This window comes from Micromonospora sp. DT43 (assembly GCF_049841645.1).
In the GTDB taxonomy this organism is placed as follows: domain Bacteria; phylum Actinomycetota; class Actinomycetes; order Mycobacteriales; family Micromonosporaceae; genus Micromonospora.
Genome location: NZ_JBNCKR010000004.1, coordinates 162,772 through 185,191, shown reverse-complemented (window position 1 = coordinate 185,191; position 22,420 = coordinate 162,772). Strand labels below are relative to the sequence as shown.

Here is a 22,420-nt window from a genome sequence, read left to right as displayed (position 1 = left end):
GTTACGTGGGTGTTCGTCCCTCTGCCCGGACGGCGCTGCGGACGAGCGGGAGCGTGCGGTAGGGAATCTGCTCCGCCAGCGCGATGATCGTCGACGCGCGGGTGATGCCTGCTGACGAGACGATCTGGTCGATGACCCGTTGCAGGTCGGTGTTGGAGCGGGCCACGATCCGGCAGAGCAGGTCGCTGGAGCCGGTGATGGTGTGCGCCTCCAGCACCTCGGGGATCGCCGCGAGGTGGGCGGTGACCGGGTCGTGGCCGTGCCGCTGACTGATCTCCAGGGTGACGAAGCTGGTCACGCCGAACCCGATCGCGGCCGGCGAGATCTCCGGACCGAAGCCACCGATGACGCCCCTGTCGACGAGCTTGTCCAGCCGGGCCTGCACGGTGCCCCGGGCTACCCCGAGCCGCCGGGAGCATTCCAGCACCCCGATCCGGGGCTCCTCGGCGAGCAGATCGATCAAGCGCACGTCGAGCGCGTCGAGCTGTACAGCCTGCTCACCATTCACGGGTTCACACCATACCGAATGCACAACCTGACCAGCATTTACGTCGACAGTTGCCCACTCGACGCCTGCCCCGCGATCCTTCGGTCAGGAACCCGGCCCACGAGGCCGGCCGGTACGCGAGGGAGACCACCATGACCCAGGCGATCGACCGACCCCAGTCGACCGAGGACGTCGACGTCGACCGGCTCGTCGGCGCTGTCGACCACGACATCAGCCACGACCCGTTCCCCGTCCGTGGGCTCGACCACGTGCACTTCCTGGTCGGCAACGCCAAGCAGGCCGCCCACTACTACTCCACCGCCTTCGGCATGACCTGCGTGGCGTACCGGGGCCCGGAGCAGGGCTACCGGGACCACGCCCAGTACGTGCTGACCAGCGGCTTGGCCCGGTTCGTGCTGACTGGCGCGGTCCGCCCGGACGCCGACGGCGCCGAGCACGTGGCGAAGCACAGCGACGGGATCAGCGACATCGCGCTCGAGGTGCCGGACGTCGACGCCGCGTACGCCCACGCCGTCGCCCAGGGCGCCACAGGCGTCGTCGAGCCCCACGAGGTGAGCGACGAGAACGGCACCGTCCGGATGGCCGCCATCGCCGCGTACGGCGACACCCGGCACACCCTGGTCGACAGGTCCCGCTACCGCGGCCCGTTCCTGCCCGGCTTCGTGGCCCGCGGCCCGATCGTGGACCGGCAGCCGATGATCGACGCCGGCATCCAGCCGAAACGCTTCTTCCAGGCCGTCGACCACGTGGTCGGCAACGTGGAGCTCGGTCGGATGGACGAGTGGGTCGAGTTCTACAAGCGGGTGATGGGCTTCTCCAACATGGCGGAGTTCGTCGGCGACGACATCGCCACCGACTACTCGGCGCTGATGAGCAAGGTCGTCGCGAACGGCACCCGGAAGGTGAAGTTCCCGCTCAACGAGCCGGCCGTCGCCCGCAAGAAGTCGCAGATCGACGAGTACCTGGAGTTCTACCAGGGCCCGGGCGCCCAGCACATCGCCGTCGCCACCAACGACATCGTGGCAAGCGTCGACGCGATGCGCGCCGCAGGCGTGGAGTTCCTGGACACCCCGGACTCGTACTACGAGGACCCGGAGCTGCGCGCCCGCATCGGCAACGTGCGGGTGCCGATCGAGCAGCTCAAGGCCCGCAAGATCCTCGTCGACCGGGACGAGGACGGCTACCTGCTGCAGATCTTCACCAAGCCGGTGCAGGACCGCCCGACCGTCTTCTTCGAGCTGATCGAGCGGCACGGCTCGCTGGGCTTCGGCAAGGGCAACTTCAAGGCCCTCTTCCAGGCCATCGAGCGGGAGCAGGAAGCCCGCGGCAACCTGTAACACTGTCGAGCGTGACGCAGCCTCCGCCGTACCCGACGCCGCCGGTCGGTGGGCCTCCGCCCGCCGCCGGCGGCCTCGCGCCGCCCCCCGGCCCACACCCCCAGGGGTACGCCGTGCCGCCGCACCACGCTCCGCCCGGGTACCCCGTCCCGCCGCAGTACGCCCCACCCGGGTACGCCGGGCCACCGTGGCATCCGGGCCCGCCCCGGCCGATGGCCCCGCCGCCGACGATGAGCCCGGGTGGGCAGCCGCTCGCCAGCTTCACCGACCGGCTGTTGGCCTGGCTCATCGACACGGCGCTGGCGACCGCCGTCTCGCTGGTGCTGTTCACGCCCGTCTTCCTGGTCCTGTGGTGGCGGATGTTCAGCGTGATGTCCCGGACCAACCCGGACGGGACCCTCGTGGAACCCGACCCGGCCACCTTCTTCACCACCTTCTTCCTGCCGATGCTGCTGGCCGAGGCGGCGCTGCTGGTCGTGCTGCTCGGGCTCTACTGGCTCTACCACGTGGAGTACCTCAAGCGTGACGGCCAGACGCTCGGCAAGAAGATCATGAAGCTCCGCGTGGTGCCCCTCGACCCGACCCGCACGCTCGACAGACGGATGGCCGGCCGGCGGTGGCTGGTGCAGTACCTGGCATCCTCGCTCGTTCCGGGCCTGAGTTACGCCGACGGGCTGTGGCAGCTCTGGGACAAGCCCTGGCAGCAGTGCCTCCACGACAAGGCGGCCGAAACGATCGTCGTTAAGGTGGCCTCGTGAGCGAGCGAACCAGCAGGCACGGAAGCGGAGCGTCGGCGTGAGTGTGCAGCCCGGCTGGTACGTCGACCCCGCCGACCCCGAGACCCGGCGGTACTGGGACGGCGAGGGTTGGCTCGGCGCGCCCATCCCCGTCGACGCCACCCCGCCGGACGGGCCGCCGCCGGCCGAGCCGCCGCCCGTACCGGTCACCCCGGCCGCACCCGCCGCTGCCCACCCGGTGAGCACCCCGCCGGGCTGGCCCCCGCACTCCGGGCCGGCCCCGCAACCGGGGCACGGCCCGCAGGCCACTCCGGGTTGGGGCCCGCAGGCCGGTCCGCCCGGCTGGACGCCGCAAGGCGTGCCGCCCGGCTGGACGCCGCAGGCCGGTCCCCCCGGTTGGACGCCGCAGGGCGTGCCGCCCGGCTGGGCCCCGCCCGGCGGTCCCCCCGGCTGGCTCGGCCGACCGCCCGAGCCTCGGCCGCACGGGCTCAGGTTGGCCGGTTACGGCCGCCGACTCGTCGCCCGGCTGATCGACTTCGGTCTCGTGTTCGCGCTGAATGTGCTGGTCAACGGCTGGTTCGTCTGGCGGTGGCTGGACGAGCTGATGCCGTACTGGCGGGAGGCGTTCCGGCGCGGCCTGGAGGGCAACACCTCCACCGAGGGAATGCCGCCCATCAGCGAGCAGACCGGGCTCCTCCAGGTGGTGATCGTGGTGATCGCCACCGCGCTGTGGCTGGCGTACGAGGTGCCCGCCATGGCGGCCAACGGGCAGACCATCGGCAAGCGGGTGATGCGGATCCGCGCGGTTCCGATCGTCGCCGACCAGCCGTTGGGCTTCGGTCGGGCGCTGACCCGGTGGACGACACTGGGCCTGCCCACCCTGCTCTGGTACTGCGCCGGGCTCGGCCTGCTGCTGCAACTTGTCGACTCCCTGTCCCCGCTCTTCGACCACCCGCTGCGCCGGGCGCTGCACGACAAGCGCGCGCAGACGGTGGTCGTCGAGGTCCCCGATACCGCCGCTTCCCCCGCCCCAGACGATCACCCCCAGCCCTCGGGAGACACCCCATGACCGACTCCGGACGTCACGAGCCCGCGCTGCGACTGACCCGCGCCGACCTGGACGCGCTGCCCAGCTACGTGCCGGGGCGCAGCCCCGCCGACCTGGCGCGCGAGCTGGGCCTGCCGGAGGCCATCAAGCTGGCCAGCAACGAGGTGCCGTACGGGCCGCTGCCGGGCGTGGTGGAGGCGGTCACCGAGGCGGTCATGGCCTCGCACCGTTACCCGGACATGGGCGTGGTCGCGCTGCGCGACGCGTTGGCGCAGCGCTACGGCGTGGACGCCGACCGGATCGCCACCGGCTGCGGGTCGGTGGCGCTCGCCGAGCACCTCGTCCGGGCCACCTGCCTGCCCGGTGACGAGGTGCTCTACTCGTGGCGGTCGTTCGAGGCGTACCCCATCATCGCGGCGACCAGCGGCGCGACGAGCGTGCGGGTGCCCAACGGCGCCGGGCACGAGCACGACCTGGCGGCCATGGCGGCGGCGGTGACCGACCGGACCCGGATGATCCTGGTCTGCAACCCGAACAACCCCACCGGCACGGCCGTACGCCGGGCCGAGCTGGACCGGTTCCTCGACGCGGTACCGGACGACGTGCTGGTGGTCATCGACGAGGCGTACCGGGAGTTCGTCACCGACACCGAGGTGCCCGACGGTCTCGACTACCTGAACCGGCCGAACGTGGCGGTGCTGCGCACCCTGTCCAAGGCGTGGGGTCTCGCCGGGCTGCGGATCGGCTGGCTGGTGGCGCAGCCGGTGGTGGCGGCTGCCATCCGCAAGGTGGTGACGCCGTTCTCCACGAGTACGGCCGCCCAGGCGGGCGCGCTCGCGGCGCTGGCCCAGGCCGGCGAGATGGAGCGCCGCTGCGCGCTTGTCGTCGCCGAGCGGGACCGGGTCACCGAGGCGCTGCGCAAGTTCGTGCCCGACGTGCCGACCAGCCAGGCCAACTTCGTCTGGCTGCCGCTGGGCGACCGGGCCGTGGCGTTCGGGAAGGCGTGCGAGGCGCGCGGGGTGATCGTCCGGCCGTTCGCCGGAGACGGCGTGCGGGTCACCATCGGCACCCCGGCCGAGAACGACGCGTTCCTGGCCGCCGCGGAGGCGGCGCTGACCTGAGCGGATGCAGTGTGACCAACCGGTGACATAAGACCGGTTTGTCTGGTTTCAAGCGGTATTTACCCTATCTTCCGATGTAGTCGGTGTGGCGAGGACCCACACCGGCTCACTTCGAGAAAACGGGGTAACGAACAGTGCGTACTGCCAAGATCTGTCTCGCCGGAGCGGCCGCCGCCGCGATGGTCGGCTTCCTCGCCGCGCCGGCCGCCGCAGCGCCCTTCGACACCACTACCACCACCTTCGAGGTGCTCGTCGGCACGCTCGACATCGTCGCGCCGACCACTGCGGACCTGGGCACCGGCGCACCCGGTGGCACCATCACCGGCCAGCTCGGCGTGGTGACCGTCACCGACTCCCGCGGCGCCGCCGACGCCTCCTGGGTCGCCTCGGTGACGGCGACGGTCTTCCAGACCGGCGGCGGCTCCCCGCCCGAGACGGTCCTGCCGGAAGAGATCGACTACTGGTCCGGCCCGGCGGCGGGCGCCGTACCCCCGACGACAGGTGACGGCACCTTCACGCCGGGGCAGGCCACCGCCGGCGACGCGGCACCCCTGTCGAGCGTCACCCCGCTCACGGCGTTCACCCACAGCGGCGGCACCGGCGGCAACACCGCCAACTGGAACCCCACCCTGGTGGTCCACGTCCCGCTGGACAGCATCGCGGGCGTCTACACCGGCACGGTGACACATTCGGTGGCGTGACCGCCGGGGGCGGTCGACCATCGCTGTCGCGCTCGCCCTGTTCTGCCTCGCCGGTCCGGGTCTGTCGACCCGGGCCGGCGCGGCCGAGCCGGACGCGGAGTCGGACGAGGGCAGCATCGGGATCCGGTTGCTGGAGGCCCCGACCGACCGTCGCGACGACCCGCGGGCGCTGCGCTACGTCGTCGATCACCTACCGCCGGGCACCACCATCAAGCGGCAACTGCTGATCGTCAACCGGACGGGCGAGCCCCGCCACGTCGACGTGTACCCAGCGGCGGCGACCCTGGAGAGTTCGGCTTTCACGTTCGGTGAGGGCCGCGCAGCCAACGAGCTGACGTCCTGGATCACGCTCGATCGCAGTGCCGTCGAGCTGGACCCGTGGGGCGAAGCCCGTGTCCGGGCCACCATCACCGTGCCGCCGGCCGCCTCCCGGGGCGAGCGGTACGGGGTGCTCTGGGCGTCCACCTCCTCGAAACCCCGGGCGAACGGCGAGGTCAAGCAGATCCACCGGGTCGGCGTCCGGATGTATCTCGACATCGGTCCCGGCGGCGAACCGGCCTCCGACTTCGCGATCGGCGACCTGCGGCCGGCTCGCAGCCCCGAGGGCGTGCCGTCGCTGACCGTCCAGGTCAGCAACACCGGCGGCCGTGCCATCGACCTGACCGGCGCGATAACCCTGAGCGACGGGCCGGCCGGCAGCCGGGCCGGCCCGTTCCCGGTCGGGGAGGGCGTCACCCTGCCGCCGGGTGGCGCCGGGCAGGTCGTCGCCCGACTTCCCGCGGAGTTGCCGAACGGGCCCTGGAAAGCCGAGGTGAGCCTGGAGAGCGGGCTGGTGAAGCGGAGCCTGACCGCACAGATCCGGTTCCCCGACCCGGGCCAGGCCGGTCGCAAGGGCAGCGTCGTCTCCCGCATGGTGTCTCCCTGGACACTGGGGGCGACAGTCGCGGCACTGCTGCTGGCCACCGGTCTCGCGGTGCTCCTGCGTCGGTCCCGCCGGTCCCGCCGCTCCCCTGCCGCTGCGCCCCGCGAGCGGGTCCCGGCCGGACGCTGACACCCGCCGACGCCGGCCCGCCGAAGCCATCGGCGACCGGCGCGGCAGCGTGTGCCCGCACGGGTTGACGGACCAGCACCGGCCAGCACCGGCCGGCACAGCGGCGCGCCAGCATCGGTCGGCACGGCGGCACGCCAGCACCGGCCGGCACAGCGACGCGTCAGCACCGGTCGGCACGGCGGCGCGCGTCAGCTGGGGCGGCGTCGGCGTGCGGCCAGCCAACCGACGGCCAGCAGCGTCAGGCCCAGCGCGACGAGGAGCAGCACCGACCCGCCCGAGCCGGTGACCGGCAACTCTCCACCGTGGCTGGGCGTCGGGGTGTGCGGGTGCCGGGTCGGCGTCGGCGTGGGCGTGGGCGGGGTGACGGTCGGCGAGGCCGGCACCACCTCGAAGGTGACACCCGTGTCGTCCGACGGTGCGACCCGCACGGCGGCGAACGCGCTCGCCGCCGTCTCGTCCGACACGAGCGCCGACGGCACCGTGATCACGAGGCTCGCGGTGGCGGCGAGCACGCCGCCGACCCACCATCTGGCTGCCCTGTTGCCCATGCGCCGACCCCTCTCACCGGAAACCTGAACCGTGAGAAAAGTACCTTTTCTGGTCAGATATGGGTGAAAGTTTCATGGTCCGGTGCCCCGATCAGGTGGCGGCCAGGATCACCGTTTCGGCGGTCAGGTAGTAGCGCTGATCATCGCCGTTCGGGTCGACCGGCTCGCGCAGCCGTTCCACCGCGACGTAGCCGTACTCGGCGGAGACCGCCCCGGGCGCCCAGCCCGTGCCGTCCGAGCCCACGTTGAGCGTGTAGCGGGAGAGCAACGCACCGGTCACCGGGTCGAGTGTCACCAGTTCGTTGGCCTCGGTCAGCAGATGCGCCCGGCCGGGCTGCACCGCGAGCACCCGCGCCGGTCCCAGGCCGGCGAAACGCCACAGTTCGGCGCCCGTTCGCGCCGACCGGCCCACCGCCACACCGTCGACGACGGCGACGGCCTGGTCACCGGCCAGGGTTGCCCCCGCCGGATCCAGCGCGGGCGCGGCCACCGGTCCGCCATCGCCCAGCAGCCAGCCGCGGCCACCGGCGTCCCCCGGGCCGGCCGTCCGCAGGCCCAGGCAGCCCGACCGGCCGGTACGACAACCGAGCGGTGTGACCACCAGCTGATCCTTGCCGCCCGGCGGTCGCCAACGCTCACGCACCACACCGGTCGCGGCATCCCGGAACTCGATCGTGGCCGGCCCGGCGCAGGCGTCGAGGCCGATGACCTGCCCGGTCGCCGTGGTGCCGAGGTCGCTGCGGCAGCCGCCGGGCAGATCGGCTCGCCACAGTTCCCGGCCGCCGGCCACCTCGACCCCGCGGGCCTGCGTGTCCCCGGTGACCGTCAGCACCGTCCGGCCGTCCGGGAGGTCGGTGAGGAGGAGCCCGCGCGCGTCCCAGACCGTGGCGGCCCCGGTCCGCCGGCTCACCGCCGTGCTCCCGGCGGGCACCGGGCCGTCGGCCCGCCACCGCACCCGCCCGGTGGACGCGTCGAGCGCGACGAGGCGGCCGTCGGACCAGCGGCTGATCACGGTGCCGCCGCTCGCCACCACACCGGTCAGCTCCGCCGGCCAGCGCCGGTACGACCAGTAGGGCGTCGTCCGGTGCCGCCCGTCGACCGGTCGGTCGGCGTAGACCTGGCGGTGGGCGGCGTACACCCGCAGCCTTCCGTCCACGATCAACGGGGCGACCGGCAGCCGACCGACCACACCGGCGGCGGGTCGGGGCGCGGCCGGATATGCGCCGTGCGCCGGTGTGCTCACCTCGGCCGGCGCGAGCACCCGGTGGACGATGACCGCGACGGCCGCCACGGCGAGCAGCACCGCCACCGCCAGCACGAGCCGTCGCCGGCCCCTCGGGAACCCCATGCCGCACCTCCGCCCGGCACCCTACCCAGCGCAACCGGCCGGATCCCGGTCAGGTCGTACGGGCTGGGATGCGCCGGTGGGAGGGTCAGGCCGCCTCGACCGAGCCGAGGATGCCTGCCGCGACGGCCAGGTCGGCGAGATCACGCCGGAGCGCCACCTCCACCGCCCGCGCGGCGAGGCCACCGAGCAGCAGGGCCACCACCCGGCCGTACGGATCGGTCGGCACGGCCTCCTGGGCGACTGTGACCGCCGTGCGAGCCCGGCCTCGACGCCGCACCGGCCGCAGGTTCCAGGTGATCCGGTAGTCCGCACCCGCACCGGAGGAACAGAGCACCAGCCGCTGCGGCGCGAGCGCCTCCACCACCAGGAACTCCTCGGTGAGGGTGCCGCCGCCCGGTTGGACGCGCTCCTCACGCCAGGCGGTGCCCGGCCCGAACGGGCCCGGGGTCAACACCTCGACCGGGCCGGCCGCGGTCAGCCGGGTGGCCCGGCCGGGCAGGTCGGTCAGCAGACACCAGACATCGACAGCGCTCGCCTCGATGAAACCGGTAACCGCCACCGTCGACATGCCACCCTCCCGTGTCGTCGACGGTACGCGCGGTGAGCGCCGGACGAGGCCCCCGGGCGGAATTTCCACCACCCGGAGGCCCCGTTGTCCGTTCCGACGATCGCCCGGCGCCGGCCGTGGGCCGGTACCCAGCGCGCCGGTCAGCGTTCGAAGCGGCCGCCCCTGATCGCGCCGAGGAAAGCCGTCCATCCCGGCGGGCTGACGGCCAGCGTGGGGCCTGCCTGGTCCTTGGAGTCGCGGAGGGCGACCAGACCGAGGACATCGACCAGATTGTCCGCCACCTCCACGCAGAGTCCCTGGTCGTTCGAGCGACTGCTGGTGCGCCAGAGCGCTCCGGTGAGATCGTGCATCGTCGTTACCTCCGTGTGCGTCGGGATGCCCCCCACCACCCGCAGCCGGGCGAGATCCGGCCGTACCGATGGCGGGGCGACGTGGTCCGGATGACCAACGGGGTAACCAGGCTTGGTGATCGCACAGACGGTGCGAGAAACGAGCCTCATCGATGAGATGGGCAGAAACTCAGGCGTGCGCGTTCCCGGCCGGCCGGCTCAGCGGGCCGGGCGGATCGTTCCGGTGACCTCGCCGAGGGCGATTGTGGTGCCGTCCGGGCCGGGCGCGGTGGCGGTGATGGTGACGGTGTCGCCGTCGGCGAGGAAGGTACGGCTCTCGGTGCCGACCTTCGCGGGCTCGGCCCCGCCCCACGTCAGCTCCAGGAACGAGCCGACCTGGGAACGGTCCGGGCCGGAGACGGTGCCCGAGGCGTACAGGTCGCCGGTGCGCAGGGACGCGCCGTTGACTGTGAGGTGCGCCAACTGCTGGGCCGGGGTCCAGTACATGCCGGCGAACGGCGGTTCGCTCACCCGCTCGCCGTTCCATTCGACCGCCAGCCGCAGGTCGAGCCCCAGGTGCGGCACGTCGCGCAGGTAGTCGACGACCGGCGGGTACTGGTCCGGGGCCGGCACGAAGGCGTCGGCCAGCGCGTCCAGCGGCGTCACCCAGGCCGAGACCGAGGTGGCGAAGGACTTGCCGAGGAACGGGCCGAGCGGCTGGTACTCCCACGCCTGGATGTCGCGGGCCGACCAGTCGTTGACAAGCACCACTCCGAAGACGTGGTCGGCGAAGTCGTCGACGGACACCCGGGCGCCCAGTTCGCTGGGCACACCGACCACGAACCCGACCTCGGCCTCGATGTCGAGGCGTACCGACGGGCCGGTGACCGGGCCCTCGGCGGACGCCCGCTGGCCGGTGGGCCGGGTCACCGGCGTACCGGAGACGACGACGGTGCCGGCCCGGCCGTGGTAGCCGATCGGCAGGTGCTTCCAGTTGGGCAGCAGCGGCGGCTGACCGGGGCGGAAGATCTGCCCGACGTTCGACGCGTGGTGCTCGGAGGAGTAGAAGTCGACGTAGTCGGCCACCTCGAACGGGAGCAGCAACTCCACGTCGGCCAGGGGCACCAGCAGCGGCTCCACCGCCGGGCGGTGCGTCGCGTCGGTCAACAGCTCGACGATCCGCTGGCGCACCGCCGTCCACTGTGGGCGGCCCAGCGCCATGAAGTCGTTGAGGGTGGGTCGGCACAGCGCGCCGGCGGCGAGCACCAGCTCGGCGGTCTCCGCACCGGCCAGGTCGAACACCCACGACCCGATCCGTACGCCGATCCGTGGCTGGCCCCCGCCCGAGGAGAACACCCCGTACGGCAGGTTCGTCACCCCGTACGGCGAACCGTCAACGCCGCTCACCCAGGTCATGCGTCGTGCCCCCCGTTCACCAGCCCCAGCCGGATCAGATCGGTAAGTGGTTCCAGGATGCTGCACGAGCCGAAGCCGACCCAGAGTGGGCGCGGCGCGTCCAGCCGTTCGTTGGCGCGTTCGAGCAGCGGGCGCGGGTCGAGCGCGGTCAGCAGCTCGGCGACCACCCGCACGCTGTCCCCGTCGGCGGCGGCGAGCGTCGCGGCCAGCACGTTGGCGTAGCCGTGGTGGGTGAACCCGGTCTCCGGGTCGAGGTGGCGTACGGCCTGGTGCAGCCCGGCGGTGAGCTTGAACGGCAGGTCGCGGTCCCGGCAGGCGCAAAGGACGGCGGCGAGTTCGGCGGGGGTGGGGAACAGCTCGGCGGCCAGCCCGCCGGTGCGGAACTTGGCGGCGATCGGCACGCCGTCGGCGCGGGCGGCGGCGAGCGCGTCCAGGGCACCCAGCAGCCCGAAGGTCAGGGGCAGCTCGGCGTAGACGGCGTCGACACCCGGCATGTCGTCGGTCAGCCGCAGCAGCTCGGCGATGCCGGGCAGCGGGTCCTCGCCGCGCTTGGCGACGGCCACCTCGACCTGACGCGCGGTCACGCCGTTGGCCGCCAGGTTCGAGAGCGCGAGGGGCAGCCGACCGATCCCGGTGTCCCCGATGAGCCCGACCACCATGCGCTCGGCCGGGTCGACGAGACCGTTCAGCGCGCCGGCCGCCACGGTCGAGGCGGGCAGGAGCAGCGGGCCCACCAGGTCGGCGTACCAGGAGGTGCGGTGCCGGCGGTGAGCGGCCAGGGCGTCGGGCAGCGCGGCGCTGCCCGGTGGGAAGACGGCGGCGTCGTCCACCAGGCCGTCGAGGAGCGCGGGCACCTGCGTTGACACGGAACAAGAATGTACGGGACGCTACGAGGAACGGACAACAGCGTCCGATTATCGGACGCTCTCGGCCGGTGAACGGGATATATCGGGAGGCGAGATGCCGTACTACCGCAGCGTCGGCGAGGTGCCGCGCAAGCGCCACACCCAGTTCCGCCAGCCCGACGGCAGCCTCTACGCCGAGGAGCTGATGGGTCAGGAGGGCTTCTCCTCCGACTCGTCCCTGCTCTACCACCGGCACGCGCCCACCGCGATCCTGGCCGCCGACGAGTTCACCCCGTCCACGTTCACCCGTACGCCGAACCTGCCACTCAAGCCGCGTCACCTGCGCACCCACAAACTCGACGCGGGCGGTGCCGACCCGATCCTCGGCCGGCAGTACCTGCTCGCCAACGACGACGTCCGCATCGGGTACGTGCTCGCCGACCGGCCCTCGCCGCTGTTCCGCGACGCCACCGGCGACCACTGCCTCTACGTCGAGGCGGGCACCCTGCGGGTCGAGTCGCCGTTCGGGGCGCTGGACGCGGTCGCGGGCGACTACGTCGTCATCCCCACCTCGACCATCCACCGGCTGGTGCCCACCGGCGACCAGCCCGTCCGGCTGCTCACCGTCGAGGCCGCCGGGCACATCGGCCCACCCAAGCGCTACCTCTCCGTCCGGGGCCAGTTCCTGGAGCACTCGCCGTACTGCGAGCGCGACGTCCGCGGCCCGGACGCGCCGCTGCTCGTCGACGGCGAGGAGGTCGAGGTGCTGGTCCGCCACCGTCGTGGTTGGACCCGCTACGTGTACGCGAACCACCCGTTCGACGTGGTCGGCTGGGACGGGCACCTCTACCCGTGGGCGTTCTCCATCCACGACTTCGAGCCGATCACCGGCCGCATCCACCAGCCCCCGCCCGTGCACCAGACCTTCCAGGGCCCCAACTTCGTCATCTGCTCGTTCGTGCCCCGCAAGGTCGACTACCACCCGCAGTCGATCCCGGTTCCGTACAACCACCACAACGTGGACTCCGACGAGATGCTCTTCTACACCGGCGGCAACTACGAGGCCCGGCGCGGCTCCGGCATCGAGCAGGGCTCGATCTCGCTGCACCCGTCCGGTTTCACCCATGGGCCGCAGCCGGGTGCCGCCGAACGTTCCATCGGCGTGGACTACTTCGACGAGCTGGCAGTCATGGTGGACACCTTCCGTCCCCTCGACCTGTGCGACGCGGCGCGCGCCTGCGAGGACGAGGGGTACGCCTGGACTTGGGCGCGTTCTGTCTAGTCGCTCTGTGGGGGGTTTTCGCCGGAGCCCGACCCGCTCCGGGCGGTCAGGCTTGATCCCTGCGCGGGTCGGGCTCCGGCGAAAACCCTGACGTGGGCGAGCTGACAGACGCTTGTTGAGCTGTTGGGGTGTTGCCTTTGGTGGGTTTGCTTTGGTTAGCGGAAGGTTGTTCTGGTGAAGATGGCGAACTCGGCTATCGCGGTGGCGACGATCGCCAGCACCAGCGGCCACGGGGAGCCGACCACCGCGTACACGAGCAGTAGCAGCGGCGCGGCGGCCACCGCGTAGATCGCCAGGGCCATCGTGCGGTCCGCGCGCAGCATGGCGGGGAGGACGGTCCGGGTGAGCCCCGGCAGGCGGGCCGCGAGCTGCCAGACCACGACGCCGCCGGCCAGGGCCGCGAGCACCGCCAGGACACGAGAGAACCCGTCACTCGTCGAGGCCGCGAACGCCACCACCACCGCGGCGACCAACGACCAGCCCGCGCCGTAGAGCACCAGGCGGTACAGGCCGTACGCGAGGGTACGCGGGGAGTCGATCCGGCTCGGGCCGAGCGTCACCGTCTCCGCGACCTGCTCCAACGCCTCCGCCCAGCGGCGCTGCTCCAGGCGCAGAACGCCGACGTCGTGCCCGGCGTCGGTGAGGCGCGGATCGAGCCGCAGGGCCTCCCGGTAGGCCCGCTCGGCCAGGTCGAACAGCCCCAGCCGGGCCGCGACCAGGCTGAGCACCAGGTGCGCCTGCGGCTCCTGCGGGGCCAGCTCCACCCCACGCCAGGCCGCGTTCAGCGCCGGCTGCCCGTTGCGCGAATCGGCCAGGATCGCCGCCGCGCTGCGCTGGGCGTACGCGTCGGTCGGCCCGAGCGCCAGGAGTCGATCGGCAGTGGTCGCCGCGTCGGCGTAGCGCCCCAGGTCGACAAGCGCCAGGGCCCGGACGACCAGCGCCGGCAGCGCCTCCGGTGCGGCGGCCACTGCCGCGTCGGCGGCGGCGAGCGCGTCGACCGGCCGGTCGGCGGCGAGATGCACCCGGGCCAGCATGGTGAGGGCTTGCGAATCCGCGGGCTTCAGCACGAGCCCCTCGGTCAGCTCGCCGGCCGCCTCGTCGTGGCGTCCCAGCTCGGCGAGGAGCTGGGCGCGTTCGAGATAGCCGTCGCCGGCGAACCGGTCGGGGGCGGGTTCGGTGGACATCGCGGCGAGCCTAGGCGGCCGGCGCGTCGTACACCAGGGCGACCGCGATGCCCGCCAGGCCTTCCTCACGGCCTGTGAAACCGAGCCCGTCGGTGGTCGCGGCGGAGACGGTGACCGGGGCGCCTACAGCGTCGGAGAGCACCTGCTGGGCCTCGTCCCGACGGCGGCCGATCTTGGGGCGGTTGCCGACGATCTGCACTGACACGTTGCCGATCTCCAGGCCGGCGGCCCGCACCCGGCGGGCCGTCTCGGCCAGCAGCGCCACTCCGGACGCCCCGGCCCACTCCGGCTGGCCCACCCCGAAGGCTGCGCCGAGGTCACCGAGACCGGCGGCGGAGAGCAGCGCGTTGCAGGCGGCATGGGCGGCGACGTCGGCGTCCGAGTGCCCGGCGAGACCGTCCTGGTCGGGCCAGAGCAGCCCGGCCACCCAGCAGGGCCGGCCCGGCTCGAACGCGTGCACGTCGGTGCCGATGGCCACCCGAGGAACGATCATGAGCAGAGGTTACGCGTCAGCCGCCAGCCGCGAGCAGGTGCTCGGCCAACGCCAGGTCGAACGGACGGGTGATCTTCAGGGCGTACTCCGATCCGGGCACGCAGCTCACCGCGACGCCCTGCTTCTCGACCAGGCCCGCGTCGTCGGTGAGCGGATCGCCGGCCGCGGCGTGCGCGGCGGTCAGGACGGACCGGCGGAAGCCCTGCGGGGTCTGCACCGCCCGCAGGGCGGCCCGGTCGACGGTGCCCAGCACCACCTCGTCGACGTCGACCTCCTTGATCGTGTCGACGACCGGCAGGACCGGTATCACGGCGGCCCGACCAGCACGGACCGCGGCGGCTACCGATTCGACGAGCTCGGGTGGGGTCAAGGCGCGGGCGGCGTCGTGCACCAGGATGATCGACGGACCGGCCGGTACCGCTGCCAGCGCGGCGGCGACCGATGCCTGCCGCTCGGCGCCACCGGGCACCACGATCACCGGCGCCACCGGGGCCAACAGCTCACGGACGCCCGCCACCTCGGCCACGGGCGCGGCCACCACGATCGTGTGCACCGATGCGGCGGCGGCGAGCCGGCGCACGGCGTGCACCAGCAGCGGCTCGCCCGCGAGCAGGCGCAGCGCCTTCGGTCGGCCGGGACCGAGCCGTACGCCGGCACCCGCCGCAGGCACGAGGACCGCGACGTCACCGCGCGGATTGAGCTGCGCGGTCACGTCACGGTCCTCGGTGGTTTCTTCGCTACGAAGTGGGTACGACGATGCTGTGCGGACTAGGCCTCGGTGAGGACCTTGTCGAGCAGCGTCTCCGCCTCGTCCTTGGTGCTCTTCTCAGCCAGCGCGACCTCGCCGACGAGAATGTCGCGGGCCTTGGCCAGCATCCGCTTCTCGCCTGCGGAGAGGCCCCGCTCCCGCTCCCGGCGCCACAGGTCACGCACGACCTCGGCGACCTTCAGCGGATTGCCGGAGGCCAGCTTTTCCAGGTTTGCCTTGTAACGCCGCGACCAGTTGGTCGGCTCCTCGGTGTGCGGAGCCCGGAGAACGTCGAAGACCTTACCGAGGCCCTCTTCGCCGACCACCTCACGGACGCCCACGATCTCGGCATTCTCGGCCGGCACCCGGACCGTCAGGTCACCCTGCGCGACCCTCAGGACGAGATATTGCTTAGGCTCGCCCTTGATGACCCGAGTCTCGATTGCCTCGATGAGTGCGGCCCCGTGGTGGGGGTAAACAACGGTCTCGCCGACACTGAAAACCATAGGTTCGAAACCCCTTTCGCTGTGTCTAGGGTAACACGGTCAGGCAACGATGTCTCACCGATGTCCTGACCATTGGCGCAGCTCAGGGGCCCTGTGAGAGGTCTTTCTTCAGCTTGACAGGCGGTCAAACCGATGGTTCGAACACGCTCTGTAACGCACGGATGACTTCCCGATACGGGTGAACAGAACGTCGAGATCAAGGGCTATGCGCTCCTCCCATGGTATCCCGCCCGGCGGAAGTGCGCCCAGGTGTAGCGGGAGGTGCCCCCGGTGCGGGACGCTTGAGGCCGAGTCACACGCCGCTCACGAGACGCTTCCTGGGGGTCCGATGGGCAAGCCGGACGCAGAGGGCCACGGGCCGCCCGACGGCCTGCCCGACCTGCCACCCGAGTGGGGTCGCGTCGTCGTTCCCGATGACGCCTCGGCCCTGGCCAGCGAGGCCGCGCAGGTACGCCGCGAGCTGCGCCGGTCGGCCGGCCGCCACAGCGGGCACCAGGCCCTCACCCTCCCGCTGGTGGTCCTGTTGGTGGCGCTGCTCACCACCCTGGCCGGCCTGCTCGCCGTGACCTGGCCCCGCGCCGGCCGGGGCACCGACCGACCCACCCCGGCACCCGCCACGCCACCAGTCGCGCTCACCGGCCGGCCGCTGCCCGCGTTGGACCTGGTCGACGCCTCCCAGGCACCGGTCCCGCTGCGCGGCCTGCTGCCCGCCATGATCATCCTGGTGGACGGCTGCCCCTGCCCGGAGCGGGTCGTCGAGGCGGCCGCGGCGGCACCGGCCGGCGTCGCCGTGATCACCGTGGCCGGCGGACGGACGGTCGAGACCCCGCCGCCAGCGAACGGCGTACGGACACTTGCCGACCCCGCCGGCGGGCTGCGCTCGTTCCTGGGTCAACCGGCCCGCCCCGGCACACTTACCGCACTGCTTGTCGACCGCTCGGGCGTCGTGACCCGGGTGCTGCCCGAGGTGGGGCCGGTCGAGGCGTACCGGCAGGACCTGGCCACCCTCGCCGCCTGACCGGCCCTCCCGCTCAGGGAATCGCGACGAGTTGCGCCTCGACGTCGATGGGTTGGTCGCCCACGGCCGACAGCGAGACCCGGAACGGCCCGCTGCCGGGCAGCACGTCGGCGGTGGCCACCGCGCCGTCGCAGTCGATGCGCGCCGGACCGGCGATCTCGGCCCCGGCACCGGCCACGGCCAGCGTGCCGGGCCGGGTGCACCGGTACTGCAGCACATAGTGGGTGCCGTCGTTGTCGGCCTGCCTGGTCACATCCTCGCCCGGGGCGAGTTCCCGCTGCTCCCGCCAGACCGTCGACAGGAACACGGGCAGATCGCCCGGGGCGTCCTCGGAGCCGAGGGTGCGCGACGACTGCGGGTCGATCGCCGGGCGGCGCTCGACCTCGACGGCCTCGCCGGTCTGAGGATCCACCCGAAACGTCACCCGCCCCTCGGGCACCCCCGAGGCCACGAGCCGCTCCAGGGCGGTGCTGACCGACGGCCCCGTGCTCGGCGTCGCCTCCGGACGAACCGAACCGGCAGTCGTGTCCGGAGCGGCGGCCCGCCACCACCAACCGCCCACCGCCAGGGCGGCCACCGCCACCCCGGCCAGCACCGCCGACCGCAACCGGTCGTCCGCCGCATCCATGTGGTGAGCGTACCGGCCGGACGCTCAGTCCTGTCGATCGAGCAGAGCCGCGTACAGGGTGAGGCCCGGACCGAACGCCAGCATCAGGACCCGTCGGGGCGACGGCGTCGAACGCATCAAACGGTCCAGGATCAACAGGACGGTCGGTGAGGAGCAGTTGCCGTGCTCGTCGAGCGTCGCCCGGGACGCGGCCAACGCCTCCGGCGGCAGCGCCAACTCCCGCTCGACCACGTTGAGGATGCGTGGCCCACCGGGATGCACGGCCCAGCCGTCCACGTCGGAGCTGACGCCGCCGTGCCGGGCCAGCAGGCCGTCCACCAGGGCACGAACGTGCCGGGAGAGCACCTGCGGCACCTTCGGCGACAACCCCATCCGGAACCCGGCGTCGGTGACGTCCCAGGTCATGTGGTCGGCGGTCGAGGTGTCGGTGACCGACGTGACCTCGCGCAACGCGTACCCCCGGCCGCCCGGCACCACCACGGCGGCGACCGCGGCGTCCGAGAAGAGCGCGTGCGACACGATCTGCTGGGTGTCCACCCGTGCGGTGGACGGCTGGATGTGCAGGCTGGTCAGCTCCGCGCAGAGCAGCAGCGCCGGACGACCCCGGGCGGTGACGAAGTCACTCGCCGCGCCCAACCCCGGAAGCGCCGCGTAGCAGCCCATGTGGCCGACGAACATCCGCTGGGTGTCCGGTGCCATGCCCAGGTCACGGGCGAGCAGGATGTCCAGCCCCGGGGTGGCGTACCCGGTGCAGGAGCAGACGATGAACAGGCCCACGTCACCGGCGTCCAGCCCGGCCGCCGTCAGCGCACGCCCCACCGCCTCCTTACCCAGCGGCAACGCCTCCACCTGGTAGCGCCGCATCCGGCGCTCGGTCGGCCAGTCCGAGACGTCCTCCAGCAACGGGTTGACCGCGGCCTGACGTCGGGTCACCCCCGAATTCGCGAAGATGCGTTGGGCCAACGACCGGGTGGTGCCGGAGAAGTGCCGGGAGAAGAACCCCTCCCACAACTCGTCCTGCGAAGCGGACGGCGGCTGCGCCGTCCCGAGCCCCGCGATCACTGGTACGGACACGATCCCCACCTCTCGTCAAACGCTGTCCTCCCCCTGGTCGTCCCACCGGCCTCCCGGGCCGGCCTCTCCTCCGTACGTGTCCCGCGGCGCCGGCTCACCAACGCGGTGCCGATCCGTCGCGGTCCGGGTCCCCGCCCAGCGCGGCGATGCCCAGCCAGTCGGCGCAGACGTCCGAGGTGGCCGGGTGCAGTGAGCCGCAGCGGGCGTCCCGGTAGAGCCGCTCCAACGGATGACCGCGCCGGGTCGCCGACGTGCCCGCCGCCTCCAGCACCGACGCCGCCACCTCGGCTGCCGTGGTGCCCGCGAGCAGCTTCGCCCGCCACACCCAGCGGTTGGTCTCCGCGTCGCCCGGGGCGTCGTCCACCCGACGGGCCGCCTCGGCCACCACCAGTTGGGCCGCCGCCGTCGCCGCGTCCGCCCGACCCAGCCGGGCCCGCACCGCCGGCAGGCCGGCCAGGTTGCGGGCGTTGAGATGCTCGGCCGCCGCGTCGATCGCCGCCCGGGCCACCCCCACGTAGACGGCCGCGTAACTGGCCACCAACCAGTGCGGCATCAGCTGGGCGACCACAAGCGCCAGCCCCTCCACGCCGCCGAGCAGCCGGTCGGCCGGCACTGTGACGTCCAGGTGCAGGTCGTGCGACGAGGTGGCACGCATGCCGAGGGCGTCCCAGGTCGGCTCGACGGTCAGCCCGTCACCGGCCGGCACCAGGAACTGCGACACCACCGACTGGTCGGCGGAGCTGCGCGCCGCCACCAGGTAACCGTCGGCGTGCCCCGCCCCCGAGCAGAAGGTCTTGCTGCCCTTGAGGTGCCACCCGCCGTCGGTCGGCTCGTAGACCGTGTTCAGCTGGGAGAGTCGGGCACCGGCGCCGCGCTCGCTCATCGCGACGGCGTACCAGGAGCCCTGGGCGGCGGCGGTGAGCAGCCGGTCCCGGGCCGCCAGCGCCTCGTCCGGTACGCCCAGCGCCTCGGCCAACTCCTCGGTCACCGCGCCGAGCGCACCGGTCACCGAGGCGTGCATATTGAACACCAGCGCCGTCGCGCCGTTGCCCCGGGCAAGTTCGGTGGCCACCGCCGCGTACTCGGCGAAGCTGGCGCCCAGGCCGCCCAGCGCGCGGGGCACCATCAACCCGAACAGGCCCGCCTCCCGCAGATCACGGAAGTCGTCGACCGGAAAGGAGCCGTCCCGGTCGTGCTCCGCCGCCCGCGCGGCGAATCGCGGCGCCAACCGGCGGGCCGCCTCAAGCGCGTGCACCGTCATATCGCTCCCTTCTCGGCGTCCCCATACCCCCGCCACGAGCGGACTATCCTCTGCGGACCCCCTGGCCCTGGTAGAGCACGGCGGTGGACCGGGTCGGCACGATGCGCGGCGCACGCCCTGTGGACGTCGCGCCCGGCGCCCGCGCCGCGCGTGCCCGCCGCACCAGCCAGGCGAGCAGGCCGCCCACCTGCGGTCGGATGCCGCGCAGGTGCAGCTCGACACCGTGCCGGGCGCACTCGGCAACGAGGGCACGAGCGTCCACGAACAACCGTGGATCGTGGATACCCCGTGGCACCGTCGGCAGCCGCTCGGCGATCCGCACCGCGACCAGCCGGGCCAGCGCCGTGTCATTCAGGGTGTCCAGCACCAGGAGGCCATTCGGGCGCAGCAACCGACACGCCTCGGCCACCGCGCGCCGCCAGTCGGGCACATGTTCCAGCAGCTCACCGGCGGAGACCACGTCGGCGCAACCGTCCGGCAGCGGCACCGCCGTGACATCACCCTGGACCACGCGCACCCCGTGCCCGGCGGCCTGGACCAACGCCGAGCGGGTCAGGTCGACACCGACATGCCGGTATCCCCTGCCGGCGACATGCGGCGCGAGCAGCCCGGCGCCGCAGCCCAGGTCGACCAGGACCGCACCCGGGCGCGTCGCCGGCGGCACGAGCGCCGCGCGGGCCGCGGCCAGCCAGTGCAGCATCGCGAACGCGCCATCGGGCCGCCACCACTCACCGGCCAGGTCGTCGTACTGGCGCGGATCGTTGCGCGGCAGCACCCGGGGACCGGTGGACGCCGCGGCCGCAGCCACGTCTCGCATGGCACCGAGCGTGGCACGACTGCTCGGTAACGACCAGACTTCCCTTATGTCGTCGAGGGTGTTAGGGCTGGTCAGAGCGAGCCATCCGGAACCGGCCGCCGCAGTGACCACGGTGTCCGGTCTGCTGGCCTGGGGAGTGGGGCACCGACCGTCGGGAATTGTCTCGGTGGTGCTCGCCGTACTCGCCAGCCAGCTCGCCGTCGGCTGGACCAACGACGCGTTGGACGCCGAGCGGGACGCCACTGTGGGGCGTACCGACAAACCGGTCGCCGCCGGCGCGGTGGGCCGGCGCGTCACGGCCTGGGCCGCTGCGGTGGCCGCGCTGGCCTGCCCGCTGCTGGCGCTGACCACGAACCCCGTGGCGGCGCTCTGGCTCACGATCGCCCTGGTCTCCGCGCTGCTCTACGACTGGCCGCTCAAGGCCACCGCCTTCTCGGTGCTGCCCTACGCCGTGTCGTTCGGCGCGCTGCCCGCCTTCGTGGTGCTGGCGCTCCCTGGCGAGCCGACCCCGCCGGCCTGGCTGCCGGCGGCGGCGGCCTGCCTGGGCGCCGGCGCGCACTTCGCGAACGTGCTGCCCGACCTGGCCGACGACGCCCGCACGGGGGTGCGGGGCCTGCCGCACCGCCTCGGCGCGGCGGGCAGCCGGGCGGCGGCGGCCGGGCTGCTCCTCGCCGCGACCGCCGTCCTGGTCCTGGGGCCGCCCGGGCCACCGTCGGCCCTCGGGCTGGCGGCGGTCGGCACGGCCGCCGTCGTGCCGCCACTGAGCTGGTACGCCGGACGCTCGGCGGCCCGGGCGGGCCGGCGGCCGGTGTCCGCCTTCCGGGCGGTCATGCTGGTGGCCCTGATCGACGTCGTCCTGCTGGTCGCGAGCGGTCGGGTGGTGTGAGGGGCACCCGGAGAGGTGGCATTGCCGGGTCCGCGTGCGGGCCTCGATCAGCTCCAACTACCCTGGAGCGCGGTCTGCGCGGGTATGGCCACCGTGCCCGGCGTGCGGCCGGGTGGGGATCGTAACGAGGAGGACCGACGTGACGCGCTCGATCAGGGGATCCCGGCGGGCAGCCCTGCTGCTGTCCGGGATGGCGGCTGCTACCAGCCTGCTCGCGTCCGGATGCGGCGCCGGCCAGATCGCCGAGACGGCTTTGAAGGAGCCGTCGGTCCAGGGCGTCAACCTCACGAGCCCCAACGGCGTCTACTCGGTGCGTGGCCTGCTGGTCACCTACCCGGGCACCGAGGGCTACCGGGCCGGCCAGGACGCCCCGCTCAACGCCGTGATCTACAACGACTCGAAGAACACCGTGACGGTCACCGTCACCACCCAGGGCGCCCGCGACGTGGTGATCTCGGGCGGCTCGGCGAGCCCGACGCCGTCCGCCTCGGAGTCGGCCTCCGCCACGCCGTCGACCTCCGCGTCCGGCTCGGCCACCCCGTCGGCCCCCGAGTCCGGCTCGGCCAGCCCGTCGGCGACCCCGTCCGAGACCGGTTCGTCCTCGGCGACCCCGTCCGCCCCGGAGTCGGCGCGGGCGTCGGGCTCGGCGAGCGCCGCCGCGCCCGGCCAGCCCGCCCGGATCGAGCTGGCCCCGCTGAGCTACCTCCAGCTCAACTCGGAGGCCACCACCCAGCTGCGGCTGGTGGGCCTCACCGAGGCGCTGCGCTCCGGCCAGAGCGTCGTCGTGACCTTCGACTTCGGCAACGGCAACACGGTCACCGGTCAGGCGCCGATCGCGGTGCCGCTCACCCCGGCCGCGCCCGTCTCGCCGATCATCGAGCGTGAGGGCGGCCACGAGGGCGACGAGGGTGGCACCACCCACGACTGACCCGACCCCGACATCGACGAACGCCCCGGCGTGGGAAC

At 73.0% G+C, this 22,420-nt stretch carries 25 protein-coding genes; 10 read left to right on the top strand and 15 right to left on the bottom strand.

What is annotated here, in order from left to right; all coding sequences use genetic code 11:
* Window position 1 precedes the first annotated feature (1 nt).
* Window positions 2-508 carry an Lrp/AsnC family transcriptional regulator gene (locus tag ACLQ26_RS12385; protein ID WP_425744543.1) on the bottom strand — a complete coding sequence of 169 codons (507 nt, stop codon included), beginning with the start codon at window positions 506-508 and terminating at the stop codon, window positions 2-4.
* 131 nt (window positions 509-639) lie between these two features.
* Between ACLQ26_RS12385 and hppD the strand changes: the two genes are divergently transcribed.
* The 6 genes from hppD (at window position 640) to ACLQ26_RS12355 (ending at window position 6,503) form a co-directional block, all read left to right on the top strand.
* Window positions 640-1,845 (top strand): 4-hydroxyphenylpyruvate dioxygenase, encoded by a 1,206-nt coding sequence (gene hppD / locus ACLQ26_RS12380; RefSeq protein ID WP_425744542.1) that lies wholly within the window; start codon window positions 640-642, stop codon window positions 1,843-1,845.
* A gap of 11 nt (window positions 1,846-1,856) precedes the next feature.
* Window positions 1,857-2,603: an RDD family protein gene (locus ACLQ26_RS12375; protein ID WP_425744541.1), complete on the top strand. Its 747-nt coding sequence runs from the start codon at window positions 1,857-1,859 to the stop codon at window positions 2,601-2,603.
* Window positions 2,604-2,640: 37 nt separating this feature from the next.
* Complete coding sequence (locus tag ACLQ26_RS12370; RefSeq protein WP_425744540.1) at window positions 2,641-3,651, top strand: RDD family protein; 1,011 nt, start codon at window positions 2,641-2,643, stop codon at window positions 3,649-3,651.
* A complete protein-coding gene (gene hisC / locus ACLQ26_RS12365; RefSeq protein ID WP_425744539.1) occupies window positions 3,648-4,751 on the top strand; it encodes a histidinol-phosphate transaminase in 1,104 nt (367 codons plus the stop codon). Before ACLQ26_RS12370 ends, hisC begins: the two co-directional genes overlap by 4 nt.
* 134 nt (window positions 4,752-4,885) lie before the next feature.
* Complete coding sequence (locus tag ACLQ26_RS12360; protein WP_425744538.1) at window positions 4,886-5,452, top strand: hypothetical protein; 567 nt, start codon at window positions 4,886-4,888, stop codon at window positions 5,450-5,452.
* 127 nt (window positions 5,453-5,579) lie between these two features.
* On the top strand, window positions 5,580-6,503 hold the full coding sequence (locus ACLQ26_RS12355) for a hypothetical protein (RefSeq protein ID WP_425744537.1): 924 nt from the start codon (window positions 5,580-5,582) through the stop codon (window positions 6,501-6,503).
* Between the two features lie 188 nt (window positions 6,504-6,691).
* Here the strand turns inward: ACLQ26_RS12355 and ACLQ26_RS12350 are convergent, their stop codons facing one another.
* The 6 genes from ACLQ26_RS12350 to ACLQ26_RS12325 form a co-directional block, all read right to left on the bottom strand.
* Window positions 6,692-7,051 carry an LPXTG cell wall anchor domain-containing protein gene (locus tag ACLQ26_RS12350; RefSeq protein ID WP_425744536.1) on the bottom strand — a complete coding sequence of 120 codons (360 nt, stop codon included), beginning with the start codon at window positions 7,049-7,051 and terminating at the stop codon, window positions 6,692-6,694.
* Window positions 7,052-7,142: 91 nt separating this feature from the next.
* Complete coding sequence (locus tag ACLQ26_RS12345) at window positions 7,143-8,399, bottom strand: PQQ-binding-like beta-propeller repeat protein (RefSeq protein ID WP_425744535.1); 1,257 nt, start codon at window positions 8,397-8,399, stop codon at window positions 7,143-7,145.
* Between the two features lie 85 nt (window positions 8,400-8,484).
* Window positions 8,485-8,967: an SRPBCC family protein gene (locus ACLQ26_RS12340; protein WP_425744534.1), complete on the bottom strand. Its 483-nt coding sequence runs from the start codon at window positions 8,965-8,967 to the stop codon at window positions 8,485-8,487.
* 140 nt (window positions 8,968-9,107) lie between these two features.
* The gene (locus tag ACLQ26_RS12335) at window positions 9,108-9,317 is read right to left on the bottom strand and encodes a DUF397 domain-containing protein (protein ID WP_425744533.1); all 210 of its coding nucleotides are present in this window, start codon (window positions 9,315-9,317) and stop codon (window positions 9,108-9,110) included.
* 198 nt (window positions 9,318-9,515) lie between these two features.
* Window positions 9,516-10,712: a fumarylacetoacetase gene (gene fahA / locus ACLQ26_RS12330; RefSeq protein WP_425744532.1), complete on the bottom strand. Its 1,197-nt coding sequence runs from the start codon at window positions 10,710-10,712 to the stop codon at window positions 9,516-9,518.
* Window positions 10,709-11,578, bottom strand: coding sequence for a hypothetical protein (locus ACLQ26_RS12325; RefSeq protein ID WP_425744531.1), 870 nt, complete (start codon window positions 11,576-11,578; stop codon window positions 10,709-10,711). Before ACLQ26_RS12325 ends, fahA begins: the two co-directional genes overlap by 4 nt.
* 94 nt (window positions 11,579-11,672) lie before the next feature.
* On the opposite strand from ACLQ26_RS12325, the gene ACLQ26_RS12320 reads away from it, so the two are divergent.
* The gene (locus ACLQ26_RS12320; protein WP_425744530.1) at window positions 11,673-12,839 is read left to right on the top strand and encodes a homogentisate 1,2-dioxygenase; all 1,167 of its coding nucleotides are present in this window, start codon (window positions 11,673-11,675) and stop codon (window positions 12,837-12,839) included.
* A 155-nt stretch (window positions 12,840-12,994) separates the two neighbouring features.
* Here ACLQ26_RS12320 and ACLQ26_RS12315 read toward each other — a convergent pair whose 3' ends face one another.
* From ACLQ26_RS12315 to ACLQ26_RS12300, 4 genes are read right to left on the bottom strand one after another with little or no spacing between them, the layout of a single operon-like run.
* On the bottom strand, window positions 12,995-14,023 hold the full coding sequence (locus ACLQ26_RS12315) for a tetratricopeptide repeat protein (protein WP_425744529.1): 1,029 nt from the start codon (window positions 14,021-14,023) through the stop codon (window positions 12,995-12,997).
* A gap of 10 nt (window positions 14,024-14,033) precedes the next feature.
* Window positions 14,034-14,516, bottom strand: a complete 483-nt coding sequence (ispF, locus tag ACLQ26_RS12310; protein WP_425744528.1) for a 2-C-methyl-D-erythritol 2,4-cyclodiphosphate synthase — start codon at window positions 14,514-14,516, stop codon at window positions 14,034-14,036.
* Between the two features lie 16 nt (window positions 14,517-14,532).
* The gene (gene ispD / locus ACLQ26_RS12305; protein ID WP_425744527.1) at window positions 14,533-15,228 is read right to left on the bottom strand and encodes a 2-C-methyl-D-erythritol 4-phosphate cytidylyltransferase; all 696 of its coding nucleotides are present in this window, start codon (window positions 15,226-15,228) and stop codon (window positions 14,533-14,535) included.
* Window positions 15,229-15,284: 56 nt separating this feature from the next.
* The gene (locus ACLQ26_RS12300) at window positions 15,285-15,770 is read right to left on the bottom strand and encodes a CarD family transcriptional regulator (RefSeq protein WP_007073334.1); all 486 of its coding nucleotides are present in this window, start codon (window positions 15,768-15,770) and stop codon (window positions 15,285-15,287) included.
* 328 nt (window positions 15,771-16,098) lie between these two features.
* Here ACLQ26_RS12300 and ACLQ26_RS12295 point away from each other — a divergent pair, with 328 nt between their 5' ends.
* Window positions 16,099-16,788, top strand: a complete 690-nt coding sequence (locus tag ACLQ26_RS12295; protein ID WP_425744526.1) for a hypothetical protein — start codon at window positions 16,099-16,101, stop codon at window positions 16,786-16,788.
* A gap of 13 nt (window positions 16,789-16,801) precedes the next feature.
* Here the strand turns inward: ACLQ26_RS12295 and ACLQ26_RS12290 are convergent, their stop codons facing one another.
* The 4 genes from ACLQ26_RS12290 to ACLQ26_RS12275 all read right to left on the bottom strand — a co-directional run bounded on the left by ACLQ26_RS12290 (window position 16,802) and on the right by ACLQ26_RS12275 (window position 20,568).
* Window positions 16,802-17,416: a hypothetical protein gene (locus ACLQ26_RS12290; RefSeq protein WP_425744525.1), complete on the bottom strand. Its 615-nt coding sequence runs from the start codon at window positions 17,414-17,416 to the stop codon at window positions 16,802-16,804.
* A 24-nt stretch (window positions 17,417-17,440) separates the two neighbouring features.
* Window positions 17,441-18,499 carry a type III polyketide synthase gene (locus tag ACLQ26_RS12285; protein WP_425744524.1) on the bottom strand — a complete coding sequence of 353 codons (1,059 nt, stop codon included), beginning with the start codon at window positions 18,497-18,499 and terminating at the stop codon, window positions 17,441-17,443.
* Window positions 18,500-18,584: 85 nt separating this feature from the next.
* Window positions 18,585-19,751, bottom strand: a complete 1,167-nt coding sequence (locus ACLQ26_RS12280; RefSeq protein WP_425744523.1) for an acyl-CoA dehydrogenase family protein — start codon at window positions 19,749-19,751, stop codon at window positions 18,585-18,587.
* A gap of 43 nt (window positions 19,752-19,794) precedes the next feature.
* A complete protein-coding gene (locus ACLQ26_RS12275; RefSeq protein ID WP_425744522.1) occupies window positions 19,795-20,568 on the bottom strand; it encodes a class I SAM-dependent methyltransferase in 774 nt (257 codons plus the stop codon).
* A 46-nt stretch (window positions 20,569-20,614) separates the two neighbouring features.
* On the opposite strand from ACLQ26_RS12275, the gene ACLQ26_RS12270 reads away from it, so the two are divergent.
* Together ACLQ26_RS12270 and ACLQ26_RS12265 are read left to right on the top strand one after the other, a co-directional pair.
* Complete coding sequence (locus tag ACLQ26_RS12270) at window positions 20,615-21,454, top strand: UbiA family prenyltransferase (protein ID WP_425744806.1); 840 nt, start codon at window positions 20,615-20,617, stop codon at window positions 21,452-21,454.
* A 139-nt stretch (window positions 21,455-21,593) separates the two neighbouring features.
* A complete protein-coding gene (locus ACLQ26_RS12265) occupies window positions 21,594-22,382 on the top strand; it encodes a hypothetical protein (RefSeq protein WP_425744521.1) in 789 nt (262 codons plus the stop codon).
* Window positions 22,383-22,420 lie beyond the last annotated feature (38 nt).

What these genes read in the sequence shown, in the direction of transcription:
- ACLQ26_RS12320 (WP_425744530.1), top strand. Translation starts at nt 11,673, where the DNA reads ATGCCGTACTACCGCAGCGTCGGCGAGGTGCCGCGCAAGCGCCACACC.
- ispF (WP_425744528.1), bottom strand. Translation starts at nt 14,516, where the DNA reads ATGATCGTTCCTCGGGTGGCCATCGGCACCGACGTGCACGCGTTCGAG.
- ACLQ26_RS12340 (WP_425744534.1), bottom strand. Translation starts at nt 8,967, where the DNA reads ATGTCGACGGTGGCGGTTACCGGTTTCATCGAGGCGAGCGCTGTCGAT.
- fahA (WP_425744532.1), bottom strand. Translation starts at nt 10,712, where the DNA reads ATGACCTGGGTGAGCGGCGTTGACGGTTCGCCGTACGGGGTGACGAAC.
- ACLQ26_RS12300 (WP_007073334.1), bottom strand. Translation starts at nt 15,770, where the DNA reads ATGGTTTTCAGTGTCGGCGAGACCGTTGTTTACCCCCACCACGGGGCC.
- hisC (WP_425744539.1), top strand. Translation starts at nt 3,648, where the DNA reads ATGACCGACTCCGGACGTCACGAGCCCGCGCTGCGACTGACCCGCGCC.
- ACLQ26_RS12345 (WP_425744535.1), bottom strand. Translation starts at nt 8,399, where the DNA reads ATGGGGTTCCCGAGGGGCCGGCGACGGCTCGTGCTGGCGGTGGCGGTG.
- ACLQ26_RS12280 (WP_425744523.1), bottom strand. Translation starts at nt 19,751, where the DNA reads ATGACGGTGCACGCGCTTGAGGCGGCCCGCCGGTTGGCGCCGCGATTC.
- ACLQ26_RS12335 (WP_425744533.1), bottom strand. Translation starts at nt 9,317, where the DNA reads ATGCACGATCTCACCGGAGCGCTCTGGCGCACCAGCAGTCGCTCGAAC.
- hppD (WP_425744542.1), top strand. Translation starts at nt 640, where the DNA reads ATGACCCAGGCGATCGACCGACCCCAGTCGACCGAGGACGTCGACGTC.
- ACLQ26_RS12290 (WP_425744525.1), bottom strand. Translation starts at nt 17,416, where the DNA reads ATGGATGCGGCGGACGACCGGTTGCGGTCGGCGGTGCTGGCCGGGGTG.
- ACLQ26_RS12275 (WP_425744522.1), bottom strand. Translation starts at nt 20,568, where the DNA reads ATGCGAGACGTGGCTGCGGCCGCGGCGTCCACCGGTCCCCGGGTGCTG.
- ACLQ26_RS12350 (WP_425744536.1), bottom strand. Translation starts at nt 7,051, where the DNA reads ATGGGCAACAGGGCAGCCAGATGGTGGGTCGGCGGCGTGCTCGCCGCC.
- ACLQ26_RS12270 (WP_425744806.1), top strand. Translation starts at nt 20,615, where the DNA reads ATGTCGTCGAGGGTGTTAGGGCTGGTCAGAGCGAGCCATCCGGAACCG.
- ACLQ26_RS12295 (WP_425744526.1), top strand. Translation starts at nt 16,099, where the DNA reads ATGGGCAAGCCGGACGCAGAGGGCCACGGGCCGCCCGACGGCCTGCCC.
- ACLQ26_RS12315 (WP_425744529.1), bottom strand. Translation starts at nt 14,023, where the DNA reads ATGTCCACCGAACCCGCCCCCGACCGGTTCGCCGGCGACGGCTATCTC.